The sequence below is a fragment of the Aeromonas sp. s9 genome (genome assembly GCF_040907765.1).
Lineage (GTDB): Bacteria > Pseudomonadota > Gammaproteobacteria > Enterobacterales > Aeromonadaceae > Aeromonas > Aeromonas caviae.
Window position 1 is genome coordinate 1 of record NZ_JBFOCK010000095.1, and the last position, 20,761, is coordinate 20,761.

General features: G+C 63.2%; 17 protein-coding genes and 1 other annotated feature. Of the genes, 4 read left to right on the plus strand and 13 right to left on the minus strand.

Going from position 1 to position 20,761, the window contains the following annotated elements; translation table 11 throughout:
* Positions 1-14: 14 nt before the first annotated feature.
* Together AB5Y54_RS18320 and AB5Y54_RS18325 are read right to left on the minus strand one after the other, a co-directional pair.
* Positions 15-1,343 (minus strand): IS4 family transposase, encoded by a 1,329-nt coding sequence (locus AB5Y54_RS18320; protein ID WP_010676218.1) that lies wholly within the window; start codon positions 1,341-1,343, stop codon positions 15-17.
* Between the two features lie 130 nt (positions 1,344-1,473).
* Positions 1,474-2,013, minus strand: coding sequence for a glycine zipper 2TM domain-containing protein (locus tag AB5Y54_RS18325; RefSeq protein ID WP_010674678.1), 540 nt, complete (start codon positions 2,011-2,013; stop codon positions 1,474-1,476).
* 323 nt (positions 2,014-2,336) lie between these two features.
* Between AB5Y54_RS18325 and AB5Y54_RS18330 the strand changes: the two genes are divergently transcribed.
* The 3 genes from AB5Y54_RS18330 (at position 2,337) to AB5Y54_RS18340 (ending at position 5,235) form a co-directional block, all read left to right on the plus strand.
* Complete coding sequence (locus AB5Y54_RS18330) at positions 2,337-3,959, plus strand: acyl-CoA synthetase (protein ID WP_109112855.1); 1,623 nt, start codon at positions 2,337-2,339, stop codon at positions 3,957-3,959.
* A 190-nt stretch (positions 3,960-4,149) separates the two neighbouring features.
* The gene (locus AB5Y54_RS18335; protein WP_174213900.1) at positions 4,150-4,848 is read left to right on the plus strand and encodes a YafY family protein; all 699 of its coding nucleotides are present in this window, start codon (positions 4,150-4,152) and stop codon (positions 4,846-4,848) included.
* Between the two features lie 66 nt (positions 4,849-4,914).
* The gene (locus AB5Y54_RS18340) at positions 4,915-5,235 is read left to right on the plus strand and encodes a hypothetical protein (protein WP_042863838.1); all 321 of its coding nucleotides are present in this window, start codon (positions 4,915-4,917) and stop codon (positions 5,233-5,235) included.
* Between the two features lie 92 nt (positions 5,236-5,327).
* Here AB5Y54_RS18340 and hisIE read toward each other — a convergent pair whose 3' ends face one another.
* From hisIE to hisG, 11 genes are all read right to left on the minus strand, one after another.
* A complete protein-coding gene (gene hisIE, locus AB5Y54_RS18345) occupies positions 5,328-5,963 on the minus strand; it encodes a bifunctional phosphoribosyl-AMP cyclohydrolase/phosphoribosyl-ATP diphosphatase HisIE (protein WP_029314506.1) in 636 nt (211 codons plus the stop codon).
* Positions 5,956-6,729: an imidazole glycerol phosphate synthase subunit HisF gene (gene hisF / locus AB5Y54_RS18350; protein ID WP_052815017.1), complete on the minus strand. Its 774-nt coding sequence runs from the start codon at positions 6,727-6,729 to the stop codon at positions 5,956-5,958. Before hisF ends, hisIE begins: the two co-directional genes overlap by 8 nt.
* A 178-nt stretch (positions 6,730-6,907) precedes the next feature.
* A complete protein-coding gene (locus tag AB5Y54_RS18355; RefSeq protein ID WP_109112965.1) occupies positions 6,908-10,879 on the minus strand; it encodes a PAS domain S-box protein in 3,972 nt (1,323 codons plus the stop codon).
* On the minus strand, positions 10,876-13,029 hold the full coding sequence (locus AB5Y54_RS18360) for a PAS domain S-box protein (RefSeq protein ID WP_109112964.1): 2,154 nt from the start codon (positions 13,027-13,029) through the stop codon (positions 10,876-10,878). The genes AB5Y54_RS18355 and AB5Y54_RS18360 overlap by 4 nt, the downstream gene beginning before the upstream one ends.
* The gene (locus AB5Y54_RS18365; protein WP_109112963.1) at positions 13,022-14,131 is read right to left on the minus strand and encodes a two-component system response regulator; all 1,110 of its coding nucleotides are present in this window, start codon (positions 14,129-14,131) and stop codon (positions 13,022-13,024) included. Before AB5Y54_RS18365 ends, AB5Y54_RS18360 begins: the two co-directional genes overlap by 8 nt.
* Before the next feature lie 132 nt (positions 14,132-14,263).
* Positions 14,264-15,010, minus strand: coding sequence for a 1-(5-phosphoribosyl)-5-[(5-phosphoribosylamino)methylideneamino]imidazole-4-carboxamide isomerase (hisA, locus tag AB5Y54_RS18370; RefSeq protein ID WP_045524835.1), 747 nt, complete (start codon positions 15,008-15,010; stop codon positions 14,264-14,266).
* A 5-nt stretch (positions 15,011-15,015) separates the two neighbouring features.
* The gene (hisH, locus tag AB5Y54_RS18375) at positions 15,016-15,639 is read right to left on the minus strand and encodes an imidazole glycerol phosphate synthase subunit HisH (protein WP_039039129.1); all 624 of its coding nucleotides are present in this window, start codon (positions 15,637-15,639) and stop codon (positions 15,016-15,018) included.
* On the minus strand, positions 15,639-16,772 hold the full coding sequence (gene hisB / locus AB5Y54_RS18380; protein ID WP_052815012.1) for a bifunctional histidinol-phosphatase/imidazoleglycerol-phosphate dehydratase HisB: 1,134 nt from the start codon (positions 16,770-16,772) through the stop codon (positions 15,639-15,641). Before hisB ends, hisH begins: the two co-directional genes overlap by 1 nt.
* Before the next feature lie 19 nt (positions 16,773-16,791).
* Positions 16,792-17,862, minus strand: coding sequence for a histidinol-phosphate transaminase (gene hisC / locus AB5Y54_RS18385; protein ID WP_052815011.1), 1,071 nt, complete (start codon positions 17,860-17,862; stop codon positions 16,792-16,794).
* Positions 17,859-19,184, minus strand: a complete 1,326-nt coding sequence (gene hisD, locus AB5Y54_RS18390; RefSeq protein WP_041211399.1) for a histidinol dehydrogenase — start codon at positions 19,182-19,184, stop codon at positions 17,859-17,861. Before hisD ends, hisC begins: the two co-directional genes overlap by 4 nt.
* A gap of 30 nt (positions 19,185-19,214) precedes the next feature.
* On the minus strand, positions 19,215-20,111 hold the full coding sequence (hisG, locus tag AB5Y54_RS18395; protein ID WP_041211400.1) for an ATP phosphoribosyltransferase: 897 nt from the start codon (positions 20,109-20,111) through the stop codon (positions 19,215-19,217).
* 28 nt (positions 20,112-20,139) lie between these two features.
* Positions 20,140-20,264: a sequence feature (His leader region), on the minus strand.
* 190 nt (positions 20,265-20,454) lie between these two features.
* Here hisG and AB5Y54_RS18400 point away from each other — a divergent pair.
* On the plus strand, positions 20,455-20,700 hold the full coding sequence (locus AB5Y54_RS18400) for a hypothetical protein (RefSeq protein WP_010674695.1): 246 nt from the start codon (positions 20,455-20,457) through the stop codon (positions 20,698-20,700).
* The last annotated feature ends 61 nt before the right edge of the window (positions 20,701-20,761 follow it).

A 20,761-nucleotide genomic window follows, 5' to 3' on the forward strand; every position in this document is an offset into this window, starting at 1 on the left:
GTAATGCCAGTCAGTTAAGCCTGACTGGCATTGTTTTTACTAGGTTTTCTCGTCGCATACTTCTGTGGTTTGGCTTTGATGCACCTTGGGTAACTTCGTTCTCGGCGGGCGGGTAACTTGAACTGCTCTGCCTGTTTGTCCAACTCAGCGACACGCCCTGGAACCATGCCCGGTGACACAAACGGCAGGCAACTGAGTTCATGCAGCAGATACACCGATGCCATGTGAAAGCTCAACTGGCTGGCCGTATAGCCCTTTAAGCTCGCCGCCATCCTAACCATCTGATATCTCAGTAGGTTATAGGCCAATACCAAGCCCCATAGCTCCTGCCTTACTCCATCGGGTTTCTTGCTGCGCAGCGTCAGCCGGTGCTGTTGCAGGCTATGTTTCATCTCCCGATAGCCCAGCTCGATTTCCCAGCGATTCTGGTATAGCTCCATCAACTCGCTGGCCGGGAAGCGCAGCGGGTCGGTGAGCGAGGTCAGCACCTGCCGCTCCTTGCCGTTTACCGTCCGGGTCAGCAGCCGGGCTTCGAACTGCTCCGGCAACTCGCTCCACTTCTTCTTGGCCTGCGGACTGGCTCTGAGGCGTACCAGCACATCCTGCCGCCCCAGCTTGCGGATGACCTCGTATTGAGCCCCCTTTTTCAGCGGAATAAGCCAGTGACGCGCTACGCCCTGGCGTTGCCAGGCATGGAGTAACCCCAGTGAGTAGAAGCCCTTATCGAACAGGGTCAGGCTATTATCGGGTGTTTTTTCAATCAGTTGCTCTGCCAACACCATCTCGTTTACCGCACAGGAGTCCATCACTGTCTGGGTCAGCAGATGACTGGTCAGCTCCATCTGACACAACATGCGGACCTGGGGATATTGCGTCTCCCCCTGGACGGTTTTCGACTTGGCAAAGGCGCCGGCATTGTCCGGAGTATCGGGCGTGCGCCAGACCACCCCGTCCACGGCCAGCAGCTGCAAGCCGGCCCAGGTGGGGTGCTGACACAGCTGATGCCAGAGTGTGGCGGTCTGCTGGAACACCTGTCGAACGGCTTGGTCAGCCAGTTTTTGGCGCGCCTGGATGAAGGCGCTGGGGACGACAAACGGCCGGTCGCCGGGTAACAGGATATCGAGCTGGTTGGCCAGCTGGGCCATAGGGACATGACGAAACAAGGACATCCCGATAATGGCCCATAGCACCCGCTCCATGGGCATGCGCCGTCGGCGCAAGGAGACGGAGCCCGTCTCGGCCAAGCAAGCCTGCACCAGTTCAGGTGACAGCAGGTCAGACAGGGACTCAAACTTTCCGGGAGGACAGGCGTGAATGAAGTCGAGAGCTTGGTCGATACGCATAAAAAAATCCGAAACCCAACAAGGAGTTTCGGATTCTTACACAGCCTGAGGATCGGTCAATGGATCCTTAACTGATCGGCATTACCGTCATGGTGGGCCTTCTTCATGGCAGGGCGCTCCTAACGGAGTATCAACCCTGCGCGTTGCTCAGTACCAGCTTGCCATCCTTGACCGGAATGGTGGGGCCGGGTTGCTTCTCCATGCGTACCACCCCTTCCTGGCCGGCGAGACGGTAGGTGACGTCATAGCCGATGGTGCGGGTGCTGCTCTCCTGCACCGTCTTGCAGCGCTGCTCCGTGGTGGTGTAGGTATCACCCGCCTGCATGTTGCCCTGCACCTGATTCCCGGCATAACCCCCTGCCACGGCACCGGCGGCGGTGGCCACCTTCTTGCCGCTGCCACCGCCAAACTGGTGGCCGACCACGCCGCCCAGGGCCGCGCCAACTACGGTACCCAGGATCTTGTGCTCGTCCTGCACCGGCTTGCGGTGGGTCAGGGTGACGTTGCGGCACTCCTGACGCGGCGTCTTGATGGTCTCGGTCACCGGCTTGCTGGCCAGCACCTCGGCAAACTGGGGCTCTGATGAAAACAGGGATCCGCTGGCGACCGCCGACAATGCCAGCGCAGAGGCTACACCGATCCCGACACCTGCCAACATGGATTTGTTCATCACTCTTCTCCTCGTACTCATACCCGTTGAGGGCTTGGGATCATTCTTCGCATTTTGCGCCGCAGGCTCAAGGCAAGGGCCACGGGATCGCGACAGGGGCTGACTGCGCAAAAAGTGACCGCGCAAAAATAGCGTCGGCGATTGGCGACAGGGGGAGCAGGGCCGAGGGCCCCTAAGACGTTTCGCTAATACCTGGGATCTGGCCCCCTTGATACCCTTTCATCCGGTTCCAGCCGGCGTCCTGGCCCCGTATCAGGGCGCAATGCCGGTCGTGGTGAACCGCGAGAGCCACCCCGTTTTGTGTCCCTGTGAGGAAGGATCCGATGACAGAGCAGAACATGTACGACGCCGGCCTTGGCAAGACGCCCGCCAATTTCGAGGCGCTGACCCCCTTGAGCTTTCTGGGGCGGGCCGCCCGGGTCTATCCCGACTATCCGGCGCTGATCCATGGGCCCCTGCGCCAGAGCTGGGCCCAGACCGAACGCCGTTGCCGCCAGCTCGCCTCGGCCCTGCGCCGTCGCGGCATTGGCGAGGGGGACACCGTCTCCATCGTCGCCCCCAATGTGCCGGCCATGTTCGAGGCGCACTTCGGGGTGCCCATGAGCGGCGCTGTGCTCAACACCATCAACACCCGGCTCGATGCGGACGCCATGGGCTTCATCTTCCAGCACGCCCAGAGCAAGATGGTGCTGGTGGACCGGGAGTTCGGCGCCGTGGTGCGAAAGGCGCTCTCTCTCATTGACAGCCAGCCCCTGGTGATCGCCATCGACGATCCCCTCTACCGGGAAGGGGTGCTGGTCGGCGAGCTCGACTACGAGGGGTTCATCGCCCTGGGGGACGGGGACGAACCCGGCTGGCTGCCGGCGGACGAGTGGCAGGCCATTTCCCTCAACTACACCTCCGGCACCACGGGGAATCCCAAGGGGGTGGTCTATCACCATCGCGGCGCCCACCTCAATGCGGTCAACAACGCCCTCTCCTGGGAGCTGCCCAAGCACCCCGTCTACCTCTGGACCCTGCCGATGTTCCACTGCAACGGCTGGTGCTTCCCCTGGACCCTGGCGGCCACCGCCGGGGTGAGCGTCTGTCTGCGCCACGTGCAGGCGGCGGCCATCTACGGGGCGCTGCGCGAGCACAAGGTGAGCCATTTCTGCGCCGCCCCCATCGTGCTCAATATGCTCAACAATGCCGATCCGGCGCTCAAGCAGGGGCTCGACCACCCCGTCAAGGCGATGACGGCGGGGGCAGCGCCGCCCGCCACCGTGATCGCCGGCATGGAGGCCATGGGGATCGCCGTGACCCATGTCTATGGCCTCACCGAAACCTATGGCCCCTGCGTGGTGTGCGAGCCGCAAAGACGCTGGCAGGGGCAGGATGCCACCACGCTCTCCCGTCTCAAGGCGCGCCAGGGGGTGGCCTCCCCCCTGCAAGGGGAGATGCGGGTCATCAACCCCGTCAGCGGCGAGCCGGTCCCCATGGATGGCAAAACCCTGGGAGAGATAGTGCTGCGGGGCAACATCGTCATGAAGGGCTACCTCAAGAACTCGGCGGCGAGCGAAGAGGCGATGGCACAGGGATGGTTTCGAAGCGGGGATCTCGCGGTCTGGCACCCGGACGGTTATGTGGAGATCAAGGACAGATCCAAGGACATCATCATCTCCGGCGGGGAGAACATCTCCAGCCTGGAGGTGGAAGACGTGCTCTATCGCCACCCCGATGTGGAAGAAGCCGCGGTGATCGCCATGCCGGACGAGACCTGGGGGGAGGTGCCCTGCGCCTTCGTCAAGCTCAAGGAGGGGCGCGAGCTCACCCAGGCCGAGCTCATCGGGTTCTGCCGCGAGCAGATGGCCCACTTCAAGGCCCCCAAGCGCATCATCTTCACCCCGCTGCCCAAGACCTCCACCGGCAAGGTGCAAAAATTCATGCTGCGCAAGCAGTTGGCGTGACGACAAAGGCGCCGTGCCATCAACGGGCCTGCGGGTCCGTTTTGTGTTGCGCGATGCAAAGAAGCAGGGCCTCGCCGGTAGCGGTCGCCAGCCAACAAGACGTGCCTTTCGAGCCCGTCCCGGCTTACCATGCCTGCCATGTCCCGCGAGCCTGAGGATGCCTGTGAGAAAATCGGATCGACTGTTTCAACTGACCAACCTGCTGCGGGCGCATCAACCCCTGACCGCCCGGGAGCTGGCGACGCGCCTGTGTGTGTCGGAGCGCACCATCTACCGCTATATCGACGATCTCTCTTTGGCGGGCATTCCGGTTTACGGGGAAGCCGGGCTGGGCTATCGGCTGAGCGAGGGGTTCGAGATGGCCCCGTTGCAACTGAGTGCGGCCGAGGTGGAGGCCCTCATCACCGGGGTGAACCTGGTGGCGGTGCTGACGGGCAAGGGGATGGCCGATCCTGCCCGCGCCCTGCTCGCCAAGATTGAGGCGGCCCTGCCCGCCAAGGAGGCTCGGGCACCTCGCGTCCCCGTGGTGCGGGTGCCGGACTATTCCACGGCGCACCCTGCATACGCTCGCTGGGACAGGTTGCACGATGCCATCACGGCCGGTCACTGGCTGCACATTGGCTACCGGGATGCCAGCGCCAGCAGGACGGAACGCCAGCTCTTTCCCCTCGGGCTCTTCTACTGGGGCGGATGCTGGACGCTCGGCGCCTGGTGTGCGCTGCGCCTGGCCTACCGGGATTTCAGGGTGGATCGCATCGACACCCTGGCGTCGTGCCGACCGGGAGAAGGGGCACCACCTGGTGCGACCCTGGCCGATTACCTTGCCCTGCGCCAGTCGGACGCGTTCCCCCCTGGGCGCAGTGGCGCCGAAAAAGTCATTCAGGACTGACACAAGGCTGTCAGTAGCCCTTCGTTATGCTGGGTTCTCCAGACCATCCACAACGGAGAAAACGAGGTGATCATCAAGGGTGACATGCAAGAGGCAGGGGGCGTCGAATTTGCCACCTTTAGGCTCAGGGAAGGGGTGACGGAGGCGGATTTGCTCGCCCTGTCACGGCGGGTCGAGTCCGAGTTTCTTGTCCAGCAATCCGGGCTCATCATGCACTGCCTGCTGCGCGGCGCCGACGGCCTCTATGCGGACGTGGTGATGGCCCCCAGCCAGTCGCTGGTGGAAGCCTACTGCCAGCAGTGGCTGCACAACGACGTGGCAGGGGAGTACCTGACCCTGCTTGACCATGACTCGGTCAACATGAGCTTCTGGACCCGTATCGGCTGAGGGCGGCGCGGGGCCTGCCATCCCCCGGCGAGGGGACAATCATGAAATGAAACGGGCCCACAGGGCCCGTTTTGTTGAACAGAATTCAATAATTACTTGGTGTGGCGCTCATGCAGGCGCTGCACCACATCCTTCAAACCCAAGCCTTCGTTTTGCAGCAAGACGGTCAGGTGGTAGAGCAGGTCAGCGGATTCGTTGATGAGCTCTTCTCTGTCTTTCGCCATGGCGGCCAGGGCCACTTCCACCCCCTCTTCACCCACCTTCTGGGCGATGCGCTTGGTGCCTTTGCCATAGAGGCTGGCGGTGTAGCTGGTGGCGGGATCTGCCCCTTTGCGTGATGCCAGGATCTGTTCGAGCTCGGCCAGGAAGCCGAGCGGCGGCACGGGGTGGCCGTCGAAGCAGGAGGGGTTGCCCAGATGGCAGGTGGGGCCGACCGGGTCGGCGGCAATGAGCAGGGAGTCCTGATCACAATCGGTGGTGATGGCGACGAGCTTGAGCACATGGCCCGAGCTCTCGCCCTTGGTCCACAGGCGCTGCTTGCTGCGGCTGAAGAAGGTGACCTGGCCGGTGGTCTGGGTCTTTTCCAGCGCCTCGCGGGTCATGAAGCCCTGCATCAGCACTTCGCCGCTGAGGGAATGCTGGACGATGGCGGGGATCATGCCCTCACACTTGGCCCAGTCCAGGCGCTCGGCCAGCGGCAATGCATTGTCTACTGCTTGATTATTCACGGATGGCGACTCCTTCGTTTTTCAGCCAGCGTTTCAATTCGGGAATGGGAATGAGGCCCTTGTGGAACACGGAGGCGGCCAGCGCCCCGTCCACGTCGGCCAGGGTAAAGGCATCGCGAAAGTGCTCCATGGCCCCGGCGCCGCCGGAGGCGATGAGGGGCACCTTGCACACGGCGCGCACCAGCTTGAGCTGCTCAAGGTCGTACCCCTGACGCATGCCGTCCTGGTTCATCACGTTGAGCACTATCTCTCCCGCGCCCCGGCGCTGCACTTCCTGTACCCACTCCAGGGTGGTCCAGGTGGTGGTGCGGGTGCGGCTCTCGTCGCCGGTATACTGTTTGACCTGATATTGACCGAGGGCGGCATCGAAGTAGGAATCGATACCCACCACCACGCACTGCACGCCGAAGCGCTCGGCGAGCCGGGTGATCAGGGTGGGATCGGCCAGGGCGGGGGAGTTGATGGAGACCTTGTCGGCACCGAATTCCAGGATCTGGCGGGCATCCTCCACGCTTTTGATGCCGCCGGCGACGCAGAAGGGGATGTCGATGACTTCCGCCACCCGGCTTACCCAGCTCTTGTCCACTACCCGTTCGTCGCTCGAGGCGGTGATGTCATAGAAGACCAGCTCATCGGCGCCCTCGGCGGCGTAGCGGCGGGCGAGGTCGACAATGCCGCCCATCACCTCGTGGTTGCGAAACTGCACGCCCTTGACCACCACGCCATCTTTGACGTCGAGACAGGGGATAATACGCTTTGACAACATGCTCATTGCTCCATGTAAAGCACGGTTAAAGAAACGTCGTTCTGCCGCCGGCGTTGGCCCGGGCGGCGGACGGGAACAGGGTTGGCATGCCTTGAACGGGGGCCCATGAAGGGAGAAACGACAGGCCCGGCAGGCCGTCTCGTCGCCTCTGGGCACCCCACTATATGCATGACTTCATTCAGTGATTCAACCCTTTGTCGCCCTTCACCTGCCCCGGATGGCAGGCTGGCGCCTCGGGGAGGGGAGCCCGATCGTCCGGGTGGGTCTCGTCCGTTGCCATATGCTGGCGCAGGGTGAGCAGGGCGGCATCAAAATCAAACGCCTTCAGTTGCCTGGTCAGGGTGTCGCTGCGAGACCCCAGCATGAGGCGAAGGGGGCCGGCATACTGCTCGTAGAGGGGGATCACGGCGGTGTCGCTTTGCACCAGCAGGGCTTCCATCTGGCCCAGCAGTTGCTGGCGCCACTGATCTCCCAGGGGCACCAGATCGGTGGTCGGGGCGGCGAGATCGTCCCCGAGCAGAGCGCAAAGGGTGGCTATCTCCTCATCGATGGATGACATGAGTCCGGTTGGCTCAGTGTCGCCGCCCGCGATGGCCTGCTCCAGGGCGAGGCAGTGGCGCGACAGCTCATGTGCCCCCAGGGTGCTCGCCACGCCGCGCAGGCTGTGGGCCATGCGAGTTGCATCGCTGTGCTCCCCGGCCTGCAAGTGGCAGTGCAGCCGGGCCATGTCCTGGCCATGCTCATGGATGAAGTAGCGAAGCAGGGCCAGGTATTTCTCCTGATTGCCGTTGAGGGTCGCCAGCCCCTGGTCGAGATCCAGACCCTGGTGTGCCTGCAGGCGGGCAAGGGGGCCTGTCACGGGATGGCGAGTGCTGTCGTCCGGGTCAATCTCGGGGACCTTGCTCTGGGGCAACCAGCGCTGCAGGGCGTCAAACAGCTTGGCGGGGGTGACGGGCTTGGCAATGAAATCGTTCATGCCGGCCGACTCGCTCGCCTTTCTGTCCTCCTCGAAGGCGCTGGCGGTGAGCGCCAGAATGGGCAACCTGTCCATGCCGGGCAGGGCCCGGATGGCGCGGGTGGCGCTGTAGCCATCCATCACCGGCATCTGTATGTCCATCAGGATGAGGTCGAAGGGATGCTGGTTGACGAGGGCCAGGGCCTCCTGGCCGTTGACGGCAGTCTCGATGACGAGGCCGCTGTGGCACAGGAGCTCGAGCACCACTTCCCGGTTGATGGCGTTGTCTTCCACCAGCAGGATCCGGGCGTGGCGAGGGAAGCTGAAGGCCTGTTGGTTCCCCTGCTCGGACGGGGTCCGGGAAGGAGCGTCCTCTTTTGCCTTGAACAGCCTGGCGGTAAACCAGAAGCAGCTTCCCTGGCCTGGCTCGCTGGTGACTCCGACCTCACCCCCCATCAGGGCGGCGATCCGGCTGGTGATTGCAAGGCCAAGGCCAGTGCCGCCATATCTGCGAGTGGTGGAGACATCCGCCTGTTCGAACGCCTGGAACAGCTTCTCGCGCTGTGCAGGGGTGATGCCGATGCCGGTGTCTTCCACCTCGAAGCGCAGCAGGTAGCCGGTGGTGAGGGGGCGGGCCAGCCTGACGCGCAGGGTGACGGTTCCCTGCTCGGTGAACTTGATGGCGTTGGTCGCATAGTTGAGCAGGGCCTGGCGCAGGCGGGTGATGTCGCCGTGCACCCAGGCGGGGGTATCGCCGATGTCCGTCACTATGGTGAGCCCCTTGGCCCTGGCCTGGTCGTTCATCAGGGCGCGGACGTTGTCCAGCATGGCGGAGAGGGAGAAATCGGTCAGCTCCAGCGTCATCTTGCCCGCATCGATCTTGGAGAGATCCAGGATGTCGTTGAGGATGCTGAGCAGGTGCTGGGCGGCAGTGTCTATCTTGGTCAGCCGTTCGAGGTCGGTGGGATCCCGGGTGTCGCGCTTGAGCAGATAGGTGAGCCCCAGGATGGCATTCATGGGGGTGCGGATCTCGTGGCTCATGTTGGCAAGAAAGGCGCTCTTGGCGTGGTTGGCACTTTCGGCCCGCTGGTGGGCCTGGGCCAGCTGCCGGGTGCGCTCGTTGACCATCTCCTCCAGGTGGTAACGATACTGGTCCAGCTCCTCGCCGAGCTGCTTCTTCTCGGTGATGTCGGCCTGGACCGTGACGTAGTGGGTGATTTCGCCGCTCTCCTGGCGGATCGGCGACACCGTGGCCAGCACCTGGTAGTGGGAGCCATCCTTGCGCTGGTTGATGAATTCGCCATGCCAGCGCTGGCCGTGGTTGATGGCATCCCACAGGGCGACATAGCTGGCATCCGGGGTGAGGCCAGAGCGCAGCAGGGACGGGGTCCGGCCTATCACTTCGTGCTGCTGGTAACCGCTGGCGGCGAGGAAGGCGGGGTTGACGTACTCGATGCGCGCCCGGGTGTCGGTGATGAAGACGCCGTCAGGGCTCTGTTCGAGGGCCAGGGACAACTGGCGCAACTGCTGCTCGGCCAGCTTGCTCTGGGTGATGTCCAGATGGATGCCAAGGAGGCGCACGGGCCGCTGCTGGGCGTCCCGATAGACGCTCCCTTTGCTCACCAGCCAGCGGATGCCGCCATCTGGCAGCAGGATCCTGAACTCCAGCTCGACGGGGGCGCCGCTGACCGCCCGCTCCGCTAGCAACTGCTCGATGCGGGGCCTGTCATCCGGATGCAGGCAGGCTTGCCAGGCGGCCAGCTCGCCGAGCGCCTCGGCACTGCGGCCATAGAGGCGGGCGCATTCCGGCGAGAAGAAGAGACGGTTGCTGACCATATCCCATTCCCAGATGCCGACATGGGCCCCTTCCTGGGCCATCAGCAGGCGCTGCTCGCTCTCGCGCAGGGCGCTGCTGACGGTTTCGGCACGCACCCGTGCACTGATGGCGTCGTCCATCAGGTTCAGGGCTGCGAGGCGAGCACGACGCTGGGTATCGAGCGCCATCTGCTGATTGTGTTGCAGGCGCTGCTCTGCGAGCTTGCGCTCCGTGATATCCTGCACGGTGCCGTAGAGCTCGAGTATGGTGCCATCCCTGTCCCTGAGCGCCGCCCCGCGGGCAATGACCCAGGCGGTCTCCCCCTGCTCCGTGATCACTTCGGCATCGCACTCGTAGGGCTGCCCGTCCATCCTGCAGCGCTCGACGGCCTGGGCCACCGTGTGCCACCCCTCCTGAGTGAAGTATTTTCTGACCTCGGGATAGACGGCAGGGGGGAGGGCCGGATCCCGGCCATAGATGCGATAGATCTCCGGTGACCAGAAGTGGCTGTCATCGGCCACGCGCCAGCGCCAGTTCCCTATCTTGGCGAGACGCTGGGACTCGCGCAGTATGGCTTCGTTGCGGCGCAGCGCCTCCTCGGTCTCCTTGTTCTGCCGGTTGTCCTCGATGATGGAGATGAAGTAGTCGGGATTGCCTTCGGCGTCGCGCACCAGGGCCACCGTCAGAGTGGTCCAGATGATCTCGCCCCCCTTGTGCAGGTAGCGCTTCTCCAGGGTGTAGTGGGGGATAGTTCCCGCCAGCACCCGGGCCACATGGGCCTCATCGAGGTAGAGATCGTCCGGGTGGGTCAACTGCTGGAACGTCATCCCGGTGAGCTCGTCGGCCCGGTAGCCCAGGATGTGGCACAGCCGCTGATTGACACGCAGCCAGTGTCCATCGGGGGAGACCAGGGCGATGCCGACCGCTGCCTGTTCGAAGGTGACCTGGAAGCGGTTCTCGCTCTGCTGCAACTGGTTCTGGGTGTTCATCAGCTCCTGCCAGCGCAGGACCTCTCTGGCCCGGGCGCGATGAAAGGCGGCACTGAGAACGCTGATGAGCAGACCGTTGGCGATGAGCAGGCACCATTGCACCAGATCCTGGCCAGCCTCGACACTCAGTGAATAAATGGGGGGGAGCATGAAATAGCTGGTGACCAGGGCGGTGATCAGGGTGCAGAGCAGACCTGGCAACAAGCCCCCCAACAGGGCGCAAACGATGATGGGCAGCATGAAGAGAACCAGCAGCGGTCGCTCACCAAAGGCGATGGGCAGCTGGACACGGATTTGCAACATCAGAACGGGCAGCAGCACGGCCAGCAGGGAGATCCCCCAGCGCTGGGTGGAGGGGCGCACATGCCACAGGGGTGACCAGCTCATCATGGGAGATCCTCCGGTGGCATGGGGGCCTGGGGATAGGGGGGCGGCACTCCGAGCCGACGGGAGAGCCCGTTGATCTGGTGCTTGAGGGCCAGCATGGCGAGCTCCCTGTCTACCATCACCTTGTTGAACCGCTCCAGCTCATGGTTCTGCTGGCGCAGCTCGCTGGCCTGGCGGGTCAGGGCCTGTTCAACCTGCTCCCGTTCGGTGACATCGAGCAGAATGCCGATGATGGCGGGCTGGCCGAGGTAGTCGACGCGCCGCCCGTACAGCTCGATCTCCAGGGATTCCCCGTGCTGATGCAGGGCACTGAAGCGGGTGTGGATATCGCGCGCGTCCTGCTCGCACGCGTGCACCAGCTCGGCAACCCTGGTGCTGTCCTTGGGAGCGGCAAGGGCGTGCAACTGGCCAACGGCGATCAGCGCCCCCGGGGTGTCATAGCCAAACAGTCGGGCAAAACAGGGGTTGATGTAGCAGAGCCGACCCTGCTGGATGATGTAGATCCCGGCAAGGGATTGCTCCACCAGTGCACGGAACAGCCCCTCCCGCTCTCGCAAGTCGGCCTCGGCCCGTTTGAAGTCCGTGATGTCCCGAGAGATGCCGAAGATCCCGATCACCTGCCCCTCGCTGTCTTGCAAGGGGCCTTTGGTTGCGAGAAACACATGCTCGCCATCGGGCAGGGTCAGGTACTCCTCCTCGGTCTGCACCCGGTTGCGCTCTATGACCTGGCGCCCGGATGCCATCAGCATCTGCGCCTGCTGCGGCGGGAAGAGCGTCAGATCATCCTGGCCCAGCACCTCGTCAACCGGCTTGCCGACAAACTGGCTGGCGGCCCGGTTGAAGAGGATGTATCTGCCCTCCTTGTTCTTGGCGAAGATGGCGTCTTCCGAGCTGTCGGCGATGGCGGAGAGCAGTTGCAACGCCTCCAGCCGCTGGGACTGGGAATGCTGAAGCTGCTCGGCCATCTGCAGCCGGGTGTGCTGGCGCAGCAGGATGATGCCGGCGTTGGTGACAAAGAGCACCAGCAGGCCGATGAGACCGATCCAGACGCTCTCCTTGAAGGTGGCCTGGTAGAGTTCCGCCTTGTCGATCTTGGCCAGCAGGTACCAGTCCGTGTTCATGACCGGATAGACAACCCCGAAGACCTCGCTGCCCCGGTAATCCTGGCCATAGAGTACCTGGGGCATGCCGCGTTCGGCGAGCCGCAAATACTGGGCAGCCAGCAGGGTGGGGTGGGTGACGGGATAGTGCAGGGTGAGAGCCGGTTCCGGGCGATAGCGCAGGCTACTCAGATAGTGGACCTGATCCCCCTGCTGGCGAAACAGAATGGCTTCTCCACTGCTGTCTGGGACGGGCCAGGACCCCAGGATCTGATCGAGCCAGCGATTTGCGCTTATCTGCATCACCAGCACGGGGGCAGGTCCTGCAGCAACCTCCAGATTGACCAGAAAGTCCAGCCTGGCGTGACCGCGATCATCGAGATAGGGACCAAGACGCATGACGTTGCCCTGCTCGAGCCGTGGCAGGGCGTCACGCAACGTGGCATTCATGGTGTCGCCACCCGGGGTATGCCACAGGGGCTGTCCGGCAGGATTGAACACGGCCGCACCGTGAAATCCGCGTACCGAGATGAATTCGAGCAGCCTTGCCAGTGGTGGCGTGATCGCTTCGGGTGAGGATGGTGCTTGTCCGGGACGATAGAAATCAGTACTGCCCAGACCCTTTATGAGCTGGTGAATATCCTGCTCGTGGGTTCCGAGCCACTCGGTGACGCGCTGGCTCTTGAGATCCGCGATGGCTTCGAGACGAGCCACCTCCTTGTTGCGTGCCAGTTCGATGTTGCGGGCGATGGCCATGGCGGTCAGGGCCAAAATGAGCCCGTTGAGCAACAGGAAGGGGATCCATTGACGCCGCGTAAAGACAGGTGTGCTGCCGGTGGTGTCAATGCGACGACGCAGCATGGCATAAAGCATGAGGGCCGTGATGAGGATGAAGAGCCAGCCCTTGATGGTGCTTGCCATGGCAAACTGGGCAGGGGTGCTGAACAGCCACTCCACCGCCTTGTCGGAGAGCAGGATCCACAGGCTTGCCACGGCGGCATAGGTGAGCACGACGTTGAGCACATGTGCCCGGGTCAGGGGAGCCTCAGCCATCCACGGCCTCGCTGCCATCCTGGTAGCGTTCGGCAATGGTGACGAACGCGTCGAAATGGCGATCGAAGGCGGTCACGACATCGGGATCGAAATGGTGGCCGCTGCCGGAGAGGATGAGGGCGCGAGCCTCGTCGTAGCTCATGGCCGGCTTGTAGACCCTGGCGCAGATGAGGGCGTCAAACACGTCTGCCAGCGCCATCAGGCGGGCCGAGAGGGGTATGGCGTCCCCTTGCAAGCCATCCGGGTAGCCGCTGCCATCCCACTTCTCGTGGTGCCAGTGGGCGATCTCCTTGGCCAGGGTGAGGAAGGCCAGGGGCTGCTCCATGTCCTGTTCGGCCTCCTCGATGGCATCGCTGCCGAGCTTGGCGTGGGTGCGCATGATCTGCCACTCCTCCGGGGTCAGCTTGCCCGGCTTGAGCAGGATGTGGTCGGGAATGCCCACCTTGCCGATATCATGAAGCGGTGCGGAGCGGCTCAGCAGATCGATGTAACCCGGGCTCAGGGTATCGGCGAAACGGGGGTGATCAGCCAGGGCGCTCGCCAGCAGACGCACATAGCCCTGGGTGCGCAGGATATGGTTGCCGGTTTCGGGGTCGCGGATCTCCGCCAGATGGGCGAGGGCGCGGATGGAGACCTGCTGGATCAGGTCGTTTTCCGCCATTCGCCGCGCGACCTCGGCTTCCAGCGCCGCATTCTGGTTTTGCAGACCGTCACGGGCCTGCTTGGCCTCCAGCTGGGTACGCACCCGGGCCTGAACGACCACCGGTTTGATGGGCTTGGTGATGTAATCAGCGGCGCCGAGGGAGAGGCCGAACTCCTCGCTCTGGGGGTCGGCGAGGGCGGTGAGCAGAACGACGGGAATACGGCTGCTGATCGGGGACTGACGCAATTGCCTGAGCACTTCATAACCATCCATGCCGGGCATCATCACATCCAGCAGGATGAGGTCAGGCTTTGGATCCGCGCTGACGATGCGCAGGCATTTTTCCCCGCTCTGCGCAGCCAGCACGCGGTAATGAGGCGAAAGCAATTCGGTCAGTACCATCAGATTTTCGGGTGAGTCGTCGACGATCAGGATGGTGGCGTTGTGAGGTGTCAACATATGTCTTCCATGACGCTATCCCTGTGAGGTCGAGTATAGAGCCAATTGCTGCCAAATCATAAGGTTCGCCCCCATCGGGGAGAAAGAGGCCTGCCCGGATGGGCAGGCTGTCTGATGCCGGAAAGGGGCGCGTCACGCAGCGCGGCCGTCACCCCAGCAGTGAATGGCTTCTGCCACGTCAAACTTGCCCTCCAGCAGGGCACGGCCGAGGATGATCCCCTTGACGCCGGTTCCCTTGAGCGCCTCGATATCCGCCAGACCGCCGATACCGCCGGACGCCTGGAAGCCGACGCTCGGGTAGCGGGCGCAGAGATCCCGGTAGAGTTCGACGTTGGTGCCCGCCAGGGTACCGTCCCGGCTGATGTCGGTGCAGAGCACATGCCTGAGTCCGGCGGGGAGGAAGCGCTCGATCAGCGCCTCGATGGAGATGCCGCTGTTCTCCTGCCAGCCAGCCACTGCGATGTGGCGGTTGCCCTGTTCATCGATGTTGACATCCAGGGCCAGCACGATGCGCTCGGGACCATATTTCTCCATCCAGCTGGCCACCAGATCCGGGGATTTGACGGCGGTGGAACCGATCACCACCCGGCTGGCGCCGGCCGCCAGCAAGTCGGCCACATCCTGTTCGCTGCGCACGCCGCCGCCGACCTGCACCGGTGCCTCGGTGGCGGACAGCAGCTGGGCGATGAGGGCCAACTGGCGGGCCTTGGCATCCTTGGCGCCGTCCAGATCCACCAGGTGCAGCTGCGCCGCCCCCTGGCTGACATAGTCATCGAAGCGGGCCTGCGGGTTGTCGCTGTAGGCGGTTTTCTGGCCGTAGTCGCCCTGGTAGAGGCGCACGACCTGACCGTTGATAAGGTCGATTGCGGGAATAATCATGCCTGTCATAGCTCCAGAAAGTTTTGCAGTAGGCGGGCACCGGCCGGGCCGGATCGCTCCGGGTGGAATTGGGCGCCAAAGAAGTTGTCCCGCCCGACGATGGCGGTAAAGGGCAGGCCGTAGTCGCAGGTCGCCAGGGTCGCGTCGGTCACCTCCAGCGCATAGGAGTGGACAAAGTAGAAGTAGCTGCCGCTGGGGATGCCTTTGAGTAGCGGGTGGGTCTCGTCGTGTTCAATCTGGTTCCAGCCCATGTGGGGCAGGCGCAGGTTGCCCACCTCCATCAGGCGGATCCTGCCAGGCACGATGCCGAGGCAGTCGATGAGCGCTCCTTCGCTGCCATCGGCGCTCATGTTCTCTTCCGAGGCCTGTGCCAGCATCTGCATGCCGAGGCAAAAACCGAGCAGCGGCTGCTTGGCGGCGCGAATGAGGGGCACCAGTTCCCGCTCATTGAGGTTCTTCATGGCGGCGATGGCAGTGCCGACGCCGGGCAGGATCAGCTTGTCGGCCTGCTCGATGTCGGCGGCCTTGCAGCTCACCCTGGGCTGCACGCCGAGGCGCTCGAACGCCATGCGCACCGAGGCGAGATTGGCGCAGCCGGTGTCGATGATGACCAGGTTCTGTTTCCCCATCACAGCACCCCCTTGCTGGAGGGAAGCTCGCTCCCTTCCACGCGAATGGCCTGGCGCAGGGCGCGGCCAAAGCCTTTGAACAGCGCTTCCACCTGGTGGTGGGTGTTGCCGCTGCCCACCTTCATCTGCAAGGTGATGGCCATGGCGTCAGAGAGGGAGCGGAAGAAGTGGGGCACCATCTCGGTGGCCATCTCTCCCACGCTGTCGCGACCAAAGCCGCTCGGGCAGTCGAACACGAAGTAGGGACGGCCGCTCAGATCCAGCGCCGTGGCCACGTCCAGCTCGGTCAGCGAGGTGTTGTCAGCCTCCTGGCGGGGACGCCCGTCGATCACCGCCTGCACCTCGTCCATCGCCAGCACGAAGCCGAAGCGGCCGATGCCGCGCTTGTTGCCAAGGGCCTGGCGCAGGGCTTGACCCAGCGCCAATCCCACATCTTCCACCGTGTGGTGATCGTCGATGTGCAGATCGCCGCTCACTTTGAGCTTGAGGCGAAAGCCCGCGTGGGTCGCTATCTGATCCAGCATGTGATCGAAGAAGCCGATGCCGGTGGCGATCTGGTTGCCACCGCTCTTGTCGAGATCCACCGCCACCTGGATGCGGGTCTCCTTGGTGTAGCGCTCCACCTCGGCCACGCGCCCCTTGGAGAGCAGCTGATCACGAATGACAGTCCAGCCGTGATCTTGCGGGTGGTAACGTATGCTGCGGATGCCCATGTTCTCGGCAAGCTGGATGTCGGTCTGTCTGTCGCCAATCACGAAGGAGTTGGCAAAGTCGATGCGGCCCGAGGCGAGATACTCCTTCACCAGCCCAAGGTGAGGCTTGCGGCAGCTGCAACCGTCGGTAGGGAAGTGTGGACAGATCAGCACTTGCTCCCAGGTAACACCCTGGGATTCGAAGAGGTGCATCATCAGGTCGTGGGGCGGCTGGAAGTGTTCAAGGGGCAGGCTGGCGGTGCCGAGCCCATCCTGGTTGGTCACCATCACCAGCACGTAGCCGGCGGCCTGGAGCTCACGCAGCACAGGTATCACCATGGGCTCGAAGCGCAGCTTCGCAAGGCTGTCCACCTGCTTGTCGGTGACCGGCTCCTCGATCAGGGTGCCGTCACGGTCGATAAACAAAAACGGGGTTTTCATCGCTACATCCTTGCTTGTCTTACAGAGAGGGTGGGGGCAGGTCACGCAGCACGGCCAGCACGGCGTCCATTTCGCCCTGATAGCCGATGGTGATGCGGATGCTGTTGTCAAGGCCAGGCTTGCTGGAGAAATCACGCAAGATGATGCCGGCGGCCTTCATGGCGGCGAACACGGCGGCGCCATCTTTGAAGCGCACCAGCACGAAGTTGCCCTTGTCCTCGAACACTTCCTTGACGCAGGGCAGACGAAGCAGCTCCGCCTTGATGAGCGCCTTTTGCTTGTTGAGTTCCAGCACCCGCTCCTGCATCAGTTCCAGCCCCATGGGAGAGAGCGCCTGGGCGGCAATCTGGGCGATGGGGTCGGGAATGGGGTAGGGCGCGATCACCTTGGCCAGCATGGCAATCACCTCGGGATCCCCCAAAGTAAAGCCGCAGCGGATCCCTGCCAGGGCAAAGGCCTTGGAGAGGGTACGGGTCACCACCAGGTTCGGGTATTGGGCGAGCAGGTCCACCACAGAGGCCTCCGGGCAGAATTCGATGTAGGCCTCGTCCACGACGATGATGGCGCGGTCCCGGGCCTTCTCCAGCAGGGCGACGAGTCCCTTGCGGCCCACCAGATCCCCGGTGGGATTGTTGGGGGAGCAGAGGAACACCAGCTTCACGTCAGAGAGGCGATCGGCGATGGCGGGCCAGTCCGGCTGACGGCTGGCGGTCAATGGCTGCTCGACAATCCCCACGCCACAGGTCTCGGCGCTGATGGCGTACATGCCGTAGGTGGGGGGGCAGATGAGGATCTGATCTTCCCCCGCCTCGCAGAAGGTGCGGATCAAGAGCTCGATGGCCTCGTCGGCACCGCGGCTTACCAGCACCTGATCCGGATTGACCCCGGCGTAGGCGGCATAGCCATTCACCACCTCGGCCGGCTGGCACTCGGGATAGCGGTTGAGGCGACTCCCCTCGACGGTGAAGGGATAGGCCAGGGGGGCCTCGTTGGCATTGAGCCAGACGTGGCCCTGGCCGCCGATGCGGCGCGCGGACTGGTAGGGAGTGAGAGCCCGTACAACGCGACGGGCCAGATTGACGATGCTCATGACAAATCCTTCTGCTGTGCTGTTTGTTGGGGCTCGGCGGCCAGGGCGTTCAACCTGAGGGTGACGGCATGCTTGTGGGCATCGAGCCCCTCGGCCTGGGCGATGCGCTGGACAATGGGGCCAAGGCCGCGAATGCCGTCTGCAGTGAGCTCTTGAACCGTGTAGCGGCGCTGATAGTCAGCAAGCCCCAGGCTCGAGCAAGTGCGGGCATAGCCGTAGGTGGGCAGAGTGTGGTTGGTGCCGCTGGCGTAATCACCGACCGACTCCGGTGTCCATGCCCCGAGGAAGATGGAGCCCGCGTTCTCGAGCTTGTCCAGCAGATCCCGGGGTGCCCGGGTCTGCACGATGAGGTGTTCCGGTGCATAGGCGTTGGAGATGGCGCAGGCCTCCTCCAGGTTGTCGCAGAGGATCACCAGGCTTGCCTTCAGGGCTTGCTCGGCGATGTCGCGGCGGCTGAGGTCGGCGAGTTGCGCCTGGATCTCGCTGCCGATGGCATCGGCCAGGGAAGCGGAGGTGGTGACCAGCACCACCTGGCTGTCGGGGCCGTGCTCGGCCTGGGAGAGCAGATCCGATGCCACGAAGGCCGGGTTGGCGCTCTCGTCTGCGATCACCAGCACCTCGGAGGGGCCGGCTGGCATGTCGATGGCGGCGCCCCGCCAGTCACGGGAAACCTGGCCCTTGGCTTCGGTCACATAGGCGTTGCCCGGGCCGAAGATCTTGTCCACCTTGGGGATGGTTTGCGTGCCATAGGCCATGGCCGCGATGGCCTGGGCGCCGCCGATGGCGAACACCTGACGGACGCCACAGGCGCGGGCGGCAAACAGGATCTCGTCGCTCGCCGGAGACGGGGTACAGAGCACCACCTCACGGCAACCGGCCAGGCTTGCCGGAATGGCCAGCATCATCACGGTGGAGGGGAGCGGCGCGCTGCCTCCCGGGACATAGAGGCCGACCCGGCTGATGGGTTGGGTGCGCAGCTCGCACAGTACCCCGGGCTGGGTTTCGACTCGGACGACGGGCTGTACCTGGGCGGCGTGGAAGGTACGGATATTGGCGATGGCGGCCTCGATGGCACCCTTGATGTCATCACCGAGTCGAGCGCAGGCGGCATCCACTTCCGCGTCGCTCACCCGAAGCTGTTCGCGGGGCGCGCGTTCGAAACGCTGGCTCAGCTCGCGCAGGGCCTCATCGCCCCGGCTACGTACCGCGGCAATGATGTCTCGCACCACGGTACCGATGTCGGCTTCGTCGCCAAGGGCGGGCCGGGTCAGGACCTCGGCTTGCCGGGCGGGGGAGAGGGTCTTCCAGATCAGGGTCTGCATGATGTGTCTTCCTTATTCCATCATCTCGGCTTATTCCATCATCTTTTCAATGGGCAGCACCAGGATGGAGCTGGCACCCAGGGCCTTGAGCTGTTCCATGGTCTCCCAGAACAGGGTTTCGCTGGAGACGACGTGCAGGGCCACCTGGTTGGTGTCACCGGCGAGCTGCATGATGGTGGGACGCTCCGCCCCCGGCAGCAGATCGGTGATGGCATCGAGCTTGTCTTTGGGGGCGTGCAGCATGATGTATTTGCTTTCGCGCGCCTGCTGCATCCCCTGGATGCGGGGCAGCAGCTTGTCGATGAGTTTCTGCTTGGCATCGTTCAGGGGGTTGGGAGCCTGCACCAGGACGGCCTTGGAGCGGTAGATCACCTCGACCTCTTTCAGGCCGTTGGCTTCCAGGGTCGCGCCGGTGGAGACCAGATCGCAGATGGCATCGGCCAGACCCGCGCGGGGGGCCACTTCCACCGAGCCACCCAGCATCACGCTCTTGAAGCCCAGGCCCTTCTCGTCGAAGAAGCGCTTGAGCAGACCGGGGTAGGAGGTGGCGATGCGCTTGTCGGCCAGGCTCTCGGGTCCTGTGTAGTTGACATCGTCCGGCACCGCCAGAGAGAGGCGGCAGCCGCCGAAGTCGAGCTGCTTGAGGGTCTTCACCGCAAAGGGCTGCCCCTGGGCTGCGCGAATGAGCTGCACCTCTTCGAGAACGTTCTCGCCGATGATGCCAAGATCGACCACCCCTTCCATCACCAGACCCGGGATGTCGTCATCACGCACTCGCAGAATGTCGATGGGCATGTTCTCGACATGGGCGATGAGGCGCTGTTCCCGCAGGTTGATCTTGAGGCCGCAGCTCTTGAAGAGGGCCTGGGAATCCTGGCTCAAACGACCGGATTTTTGCATGGCGATGCGCAGACGTTGTGTTTCCATTGCTCGATTTCCTTCTAGTCAAAAACGAAAAAACCCTCGGAAGTATGTGCTTCCGAGGGTTCATGAATCTTGCGGTCCTTTTGGAAGTCACCAGTTAAGTGTCTTCCAGCAGTCAACCTCCTGAAAGACTATTCGGGATGATGATGGTGATGATGAGTCTTCAGGGTGGTGAACTTCATGATGTAATGAATCCTTTACAAATCAGATGCCGTTGTTGACGCCCGATTTAAACTACCTGCCTTGACAGAAAATGCAACCGAAAAATGTGATCCGGACGATTAAAGTTGAGAAAACGGTTTTCTGGTCGATAACTAGACAATGAGATGCCAAAGGAGGCGACATCATGCCCAGCCAGGACCTGTTATTTCCCATCCTGCCCCGCGCACCCTCGACACCGAGCCCGGATGACATCAAGCGGGAGGTGACCCAGATCAGCCAGAAACATCAGCTGCGCAAGATAGGCACCGACAATGGCGGCGGTGGCCAGCATCACCAGCAGAGAGAGCAGCCGCCAAAGCCTGATCAACCAGCGGTGCAGGATGATGATCACAAACCGGATCCGGACCACCGGATTGATCTCTTCGTCTGAACGCATTATCAGTCCCGCTTTTTCCGCGCTTTTGGCATAATGCCCGCTTTTGCAGCGGGAC

Bases quoted from the DNA above. Each gene is read 5' to 3' on its own strand.
- AB5Y54_RS18320 (WP_010676218.1), bottom strand. From the start codon at position 1,343: ATGCGTATCGACCAAGCTCTCGACTTCATTCACGCCTGTCCTCCCGGA.
- AB5Y54_RS18325 (WP_010674678.1), bottom strand. From the start codon at position 2,013: ATGAACAAATCCATGTTGGCAGGTGTCGGGATCGGTGTAGCCTCTGCG.
- AB5Y54_RS18330 (WP_109112855.1), top strand. From the start codon at position 2,337: ATGACAGAGCAGAACATGTACGACGCCGGCCTTGGCAAGACGCCCGCC.
- hisF (WP_052815017.1), bottom strand. From the start codon at position 6,729: ATGTTGTCAAAGCGTATTATCCCCTGTCTCGACGTCAAAGATGGCGTG.
- AB5Y54_RS18355 (WP_109112965.1), bottom strand. From the start codon at position 10,879: ATGATGAGCTGGTCACCCCTGTGGCATGTGCGCCCCTCCACCCAGCGC.
- AB5Y54_RS18360 (WP_109112964.1), bottom strand. From the start codon at position 13,029: ATGGCTGAGGCTCCCCTGACCCGGGCACATGTGCTCAACGTCGTGCTC.
- AB5Y54_RS18365 (WP_109112963.1), bottom strand. From the start codon at position 14,131: ATGTTGACACCTCACAACGCCACCATCCTGATCGTCGACGACTCACCC.
- hisA (WP_045524835.1), bottom strand. From the start codon at position 15,010: ATGATTATTCCCGCAATCGACCTTATCAACGGTCAGGTCGTGCGCCTC.
- hisH (WP_039039129.1), bottom strand. From the start codon at position 15,639: ATGGGGAAACAGAACCTGGTCATCATCGACACCGGCTGCGCCAATCTC.
- hisB (WP_052815012.1), bottom strand. From the start codon at position 16,772: ATGAAAACCCCGTTTTTGTTTATCGACCGTGACGGCACCCTGATCGAG.
- hisC (WP_052815011.1), bottom strand. From the start codon at position 17,862: ATGAGCATCGTCAATCTGGCCCGTCGCGTTGTACGGGCTCTCACTCCC.
- hisD (WP_041211399.1), bottom strand. From the start codon at position 19,184: ATGCAGACCCTGATCTGGAAGACCCTCTCCCCCGCCCGGCAAGCCGAG.
- hisG (WP_041211400.1), bottom strand. From the start codon at position 20,111: ATGGAAACACAACGTCTGCGCATCGCCATGCAAAAATCCGGTCGTTTG.
- AB5Y54_RS18400 (WP_010674695.1), top strand. From the start codon at position 20,455: ATGCCCAGCCAGGACCTGTTATTTCCCATCCTGCCCCGCGCACCCTCG.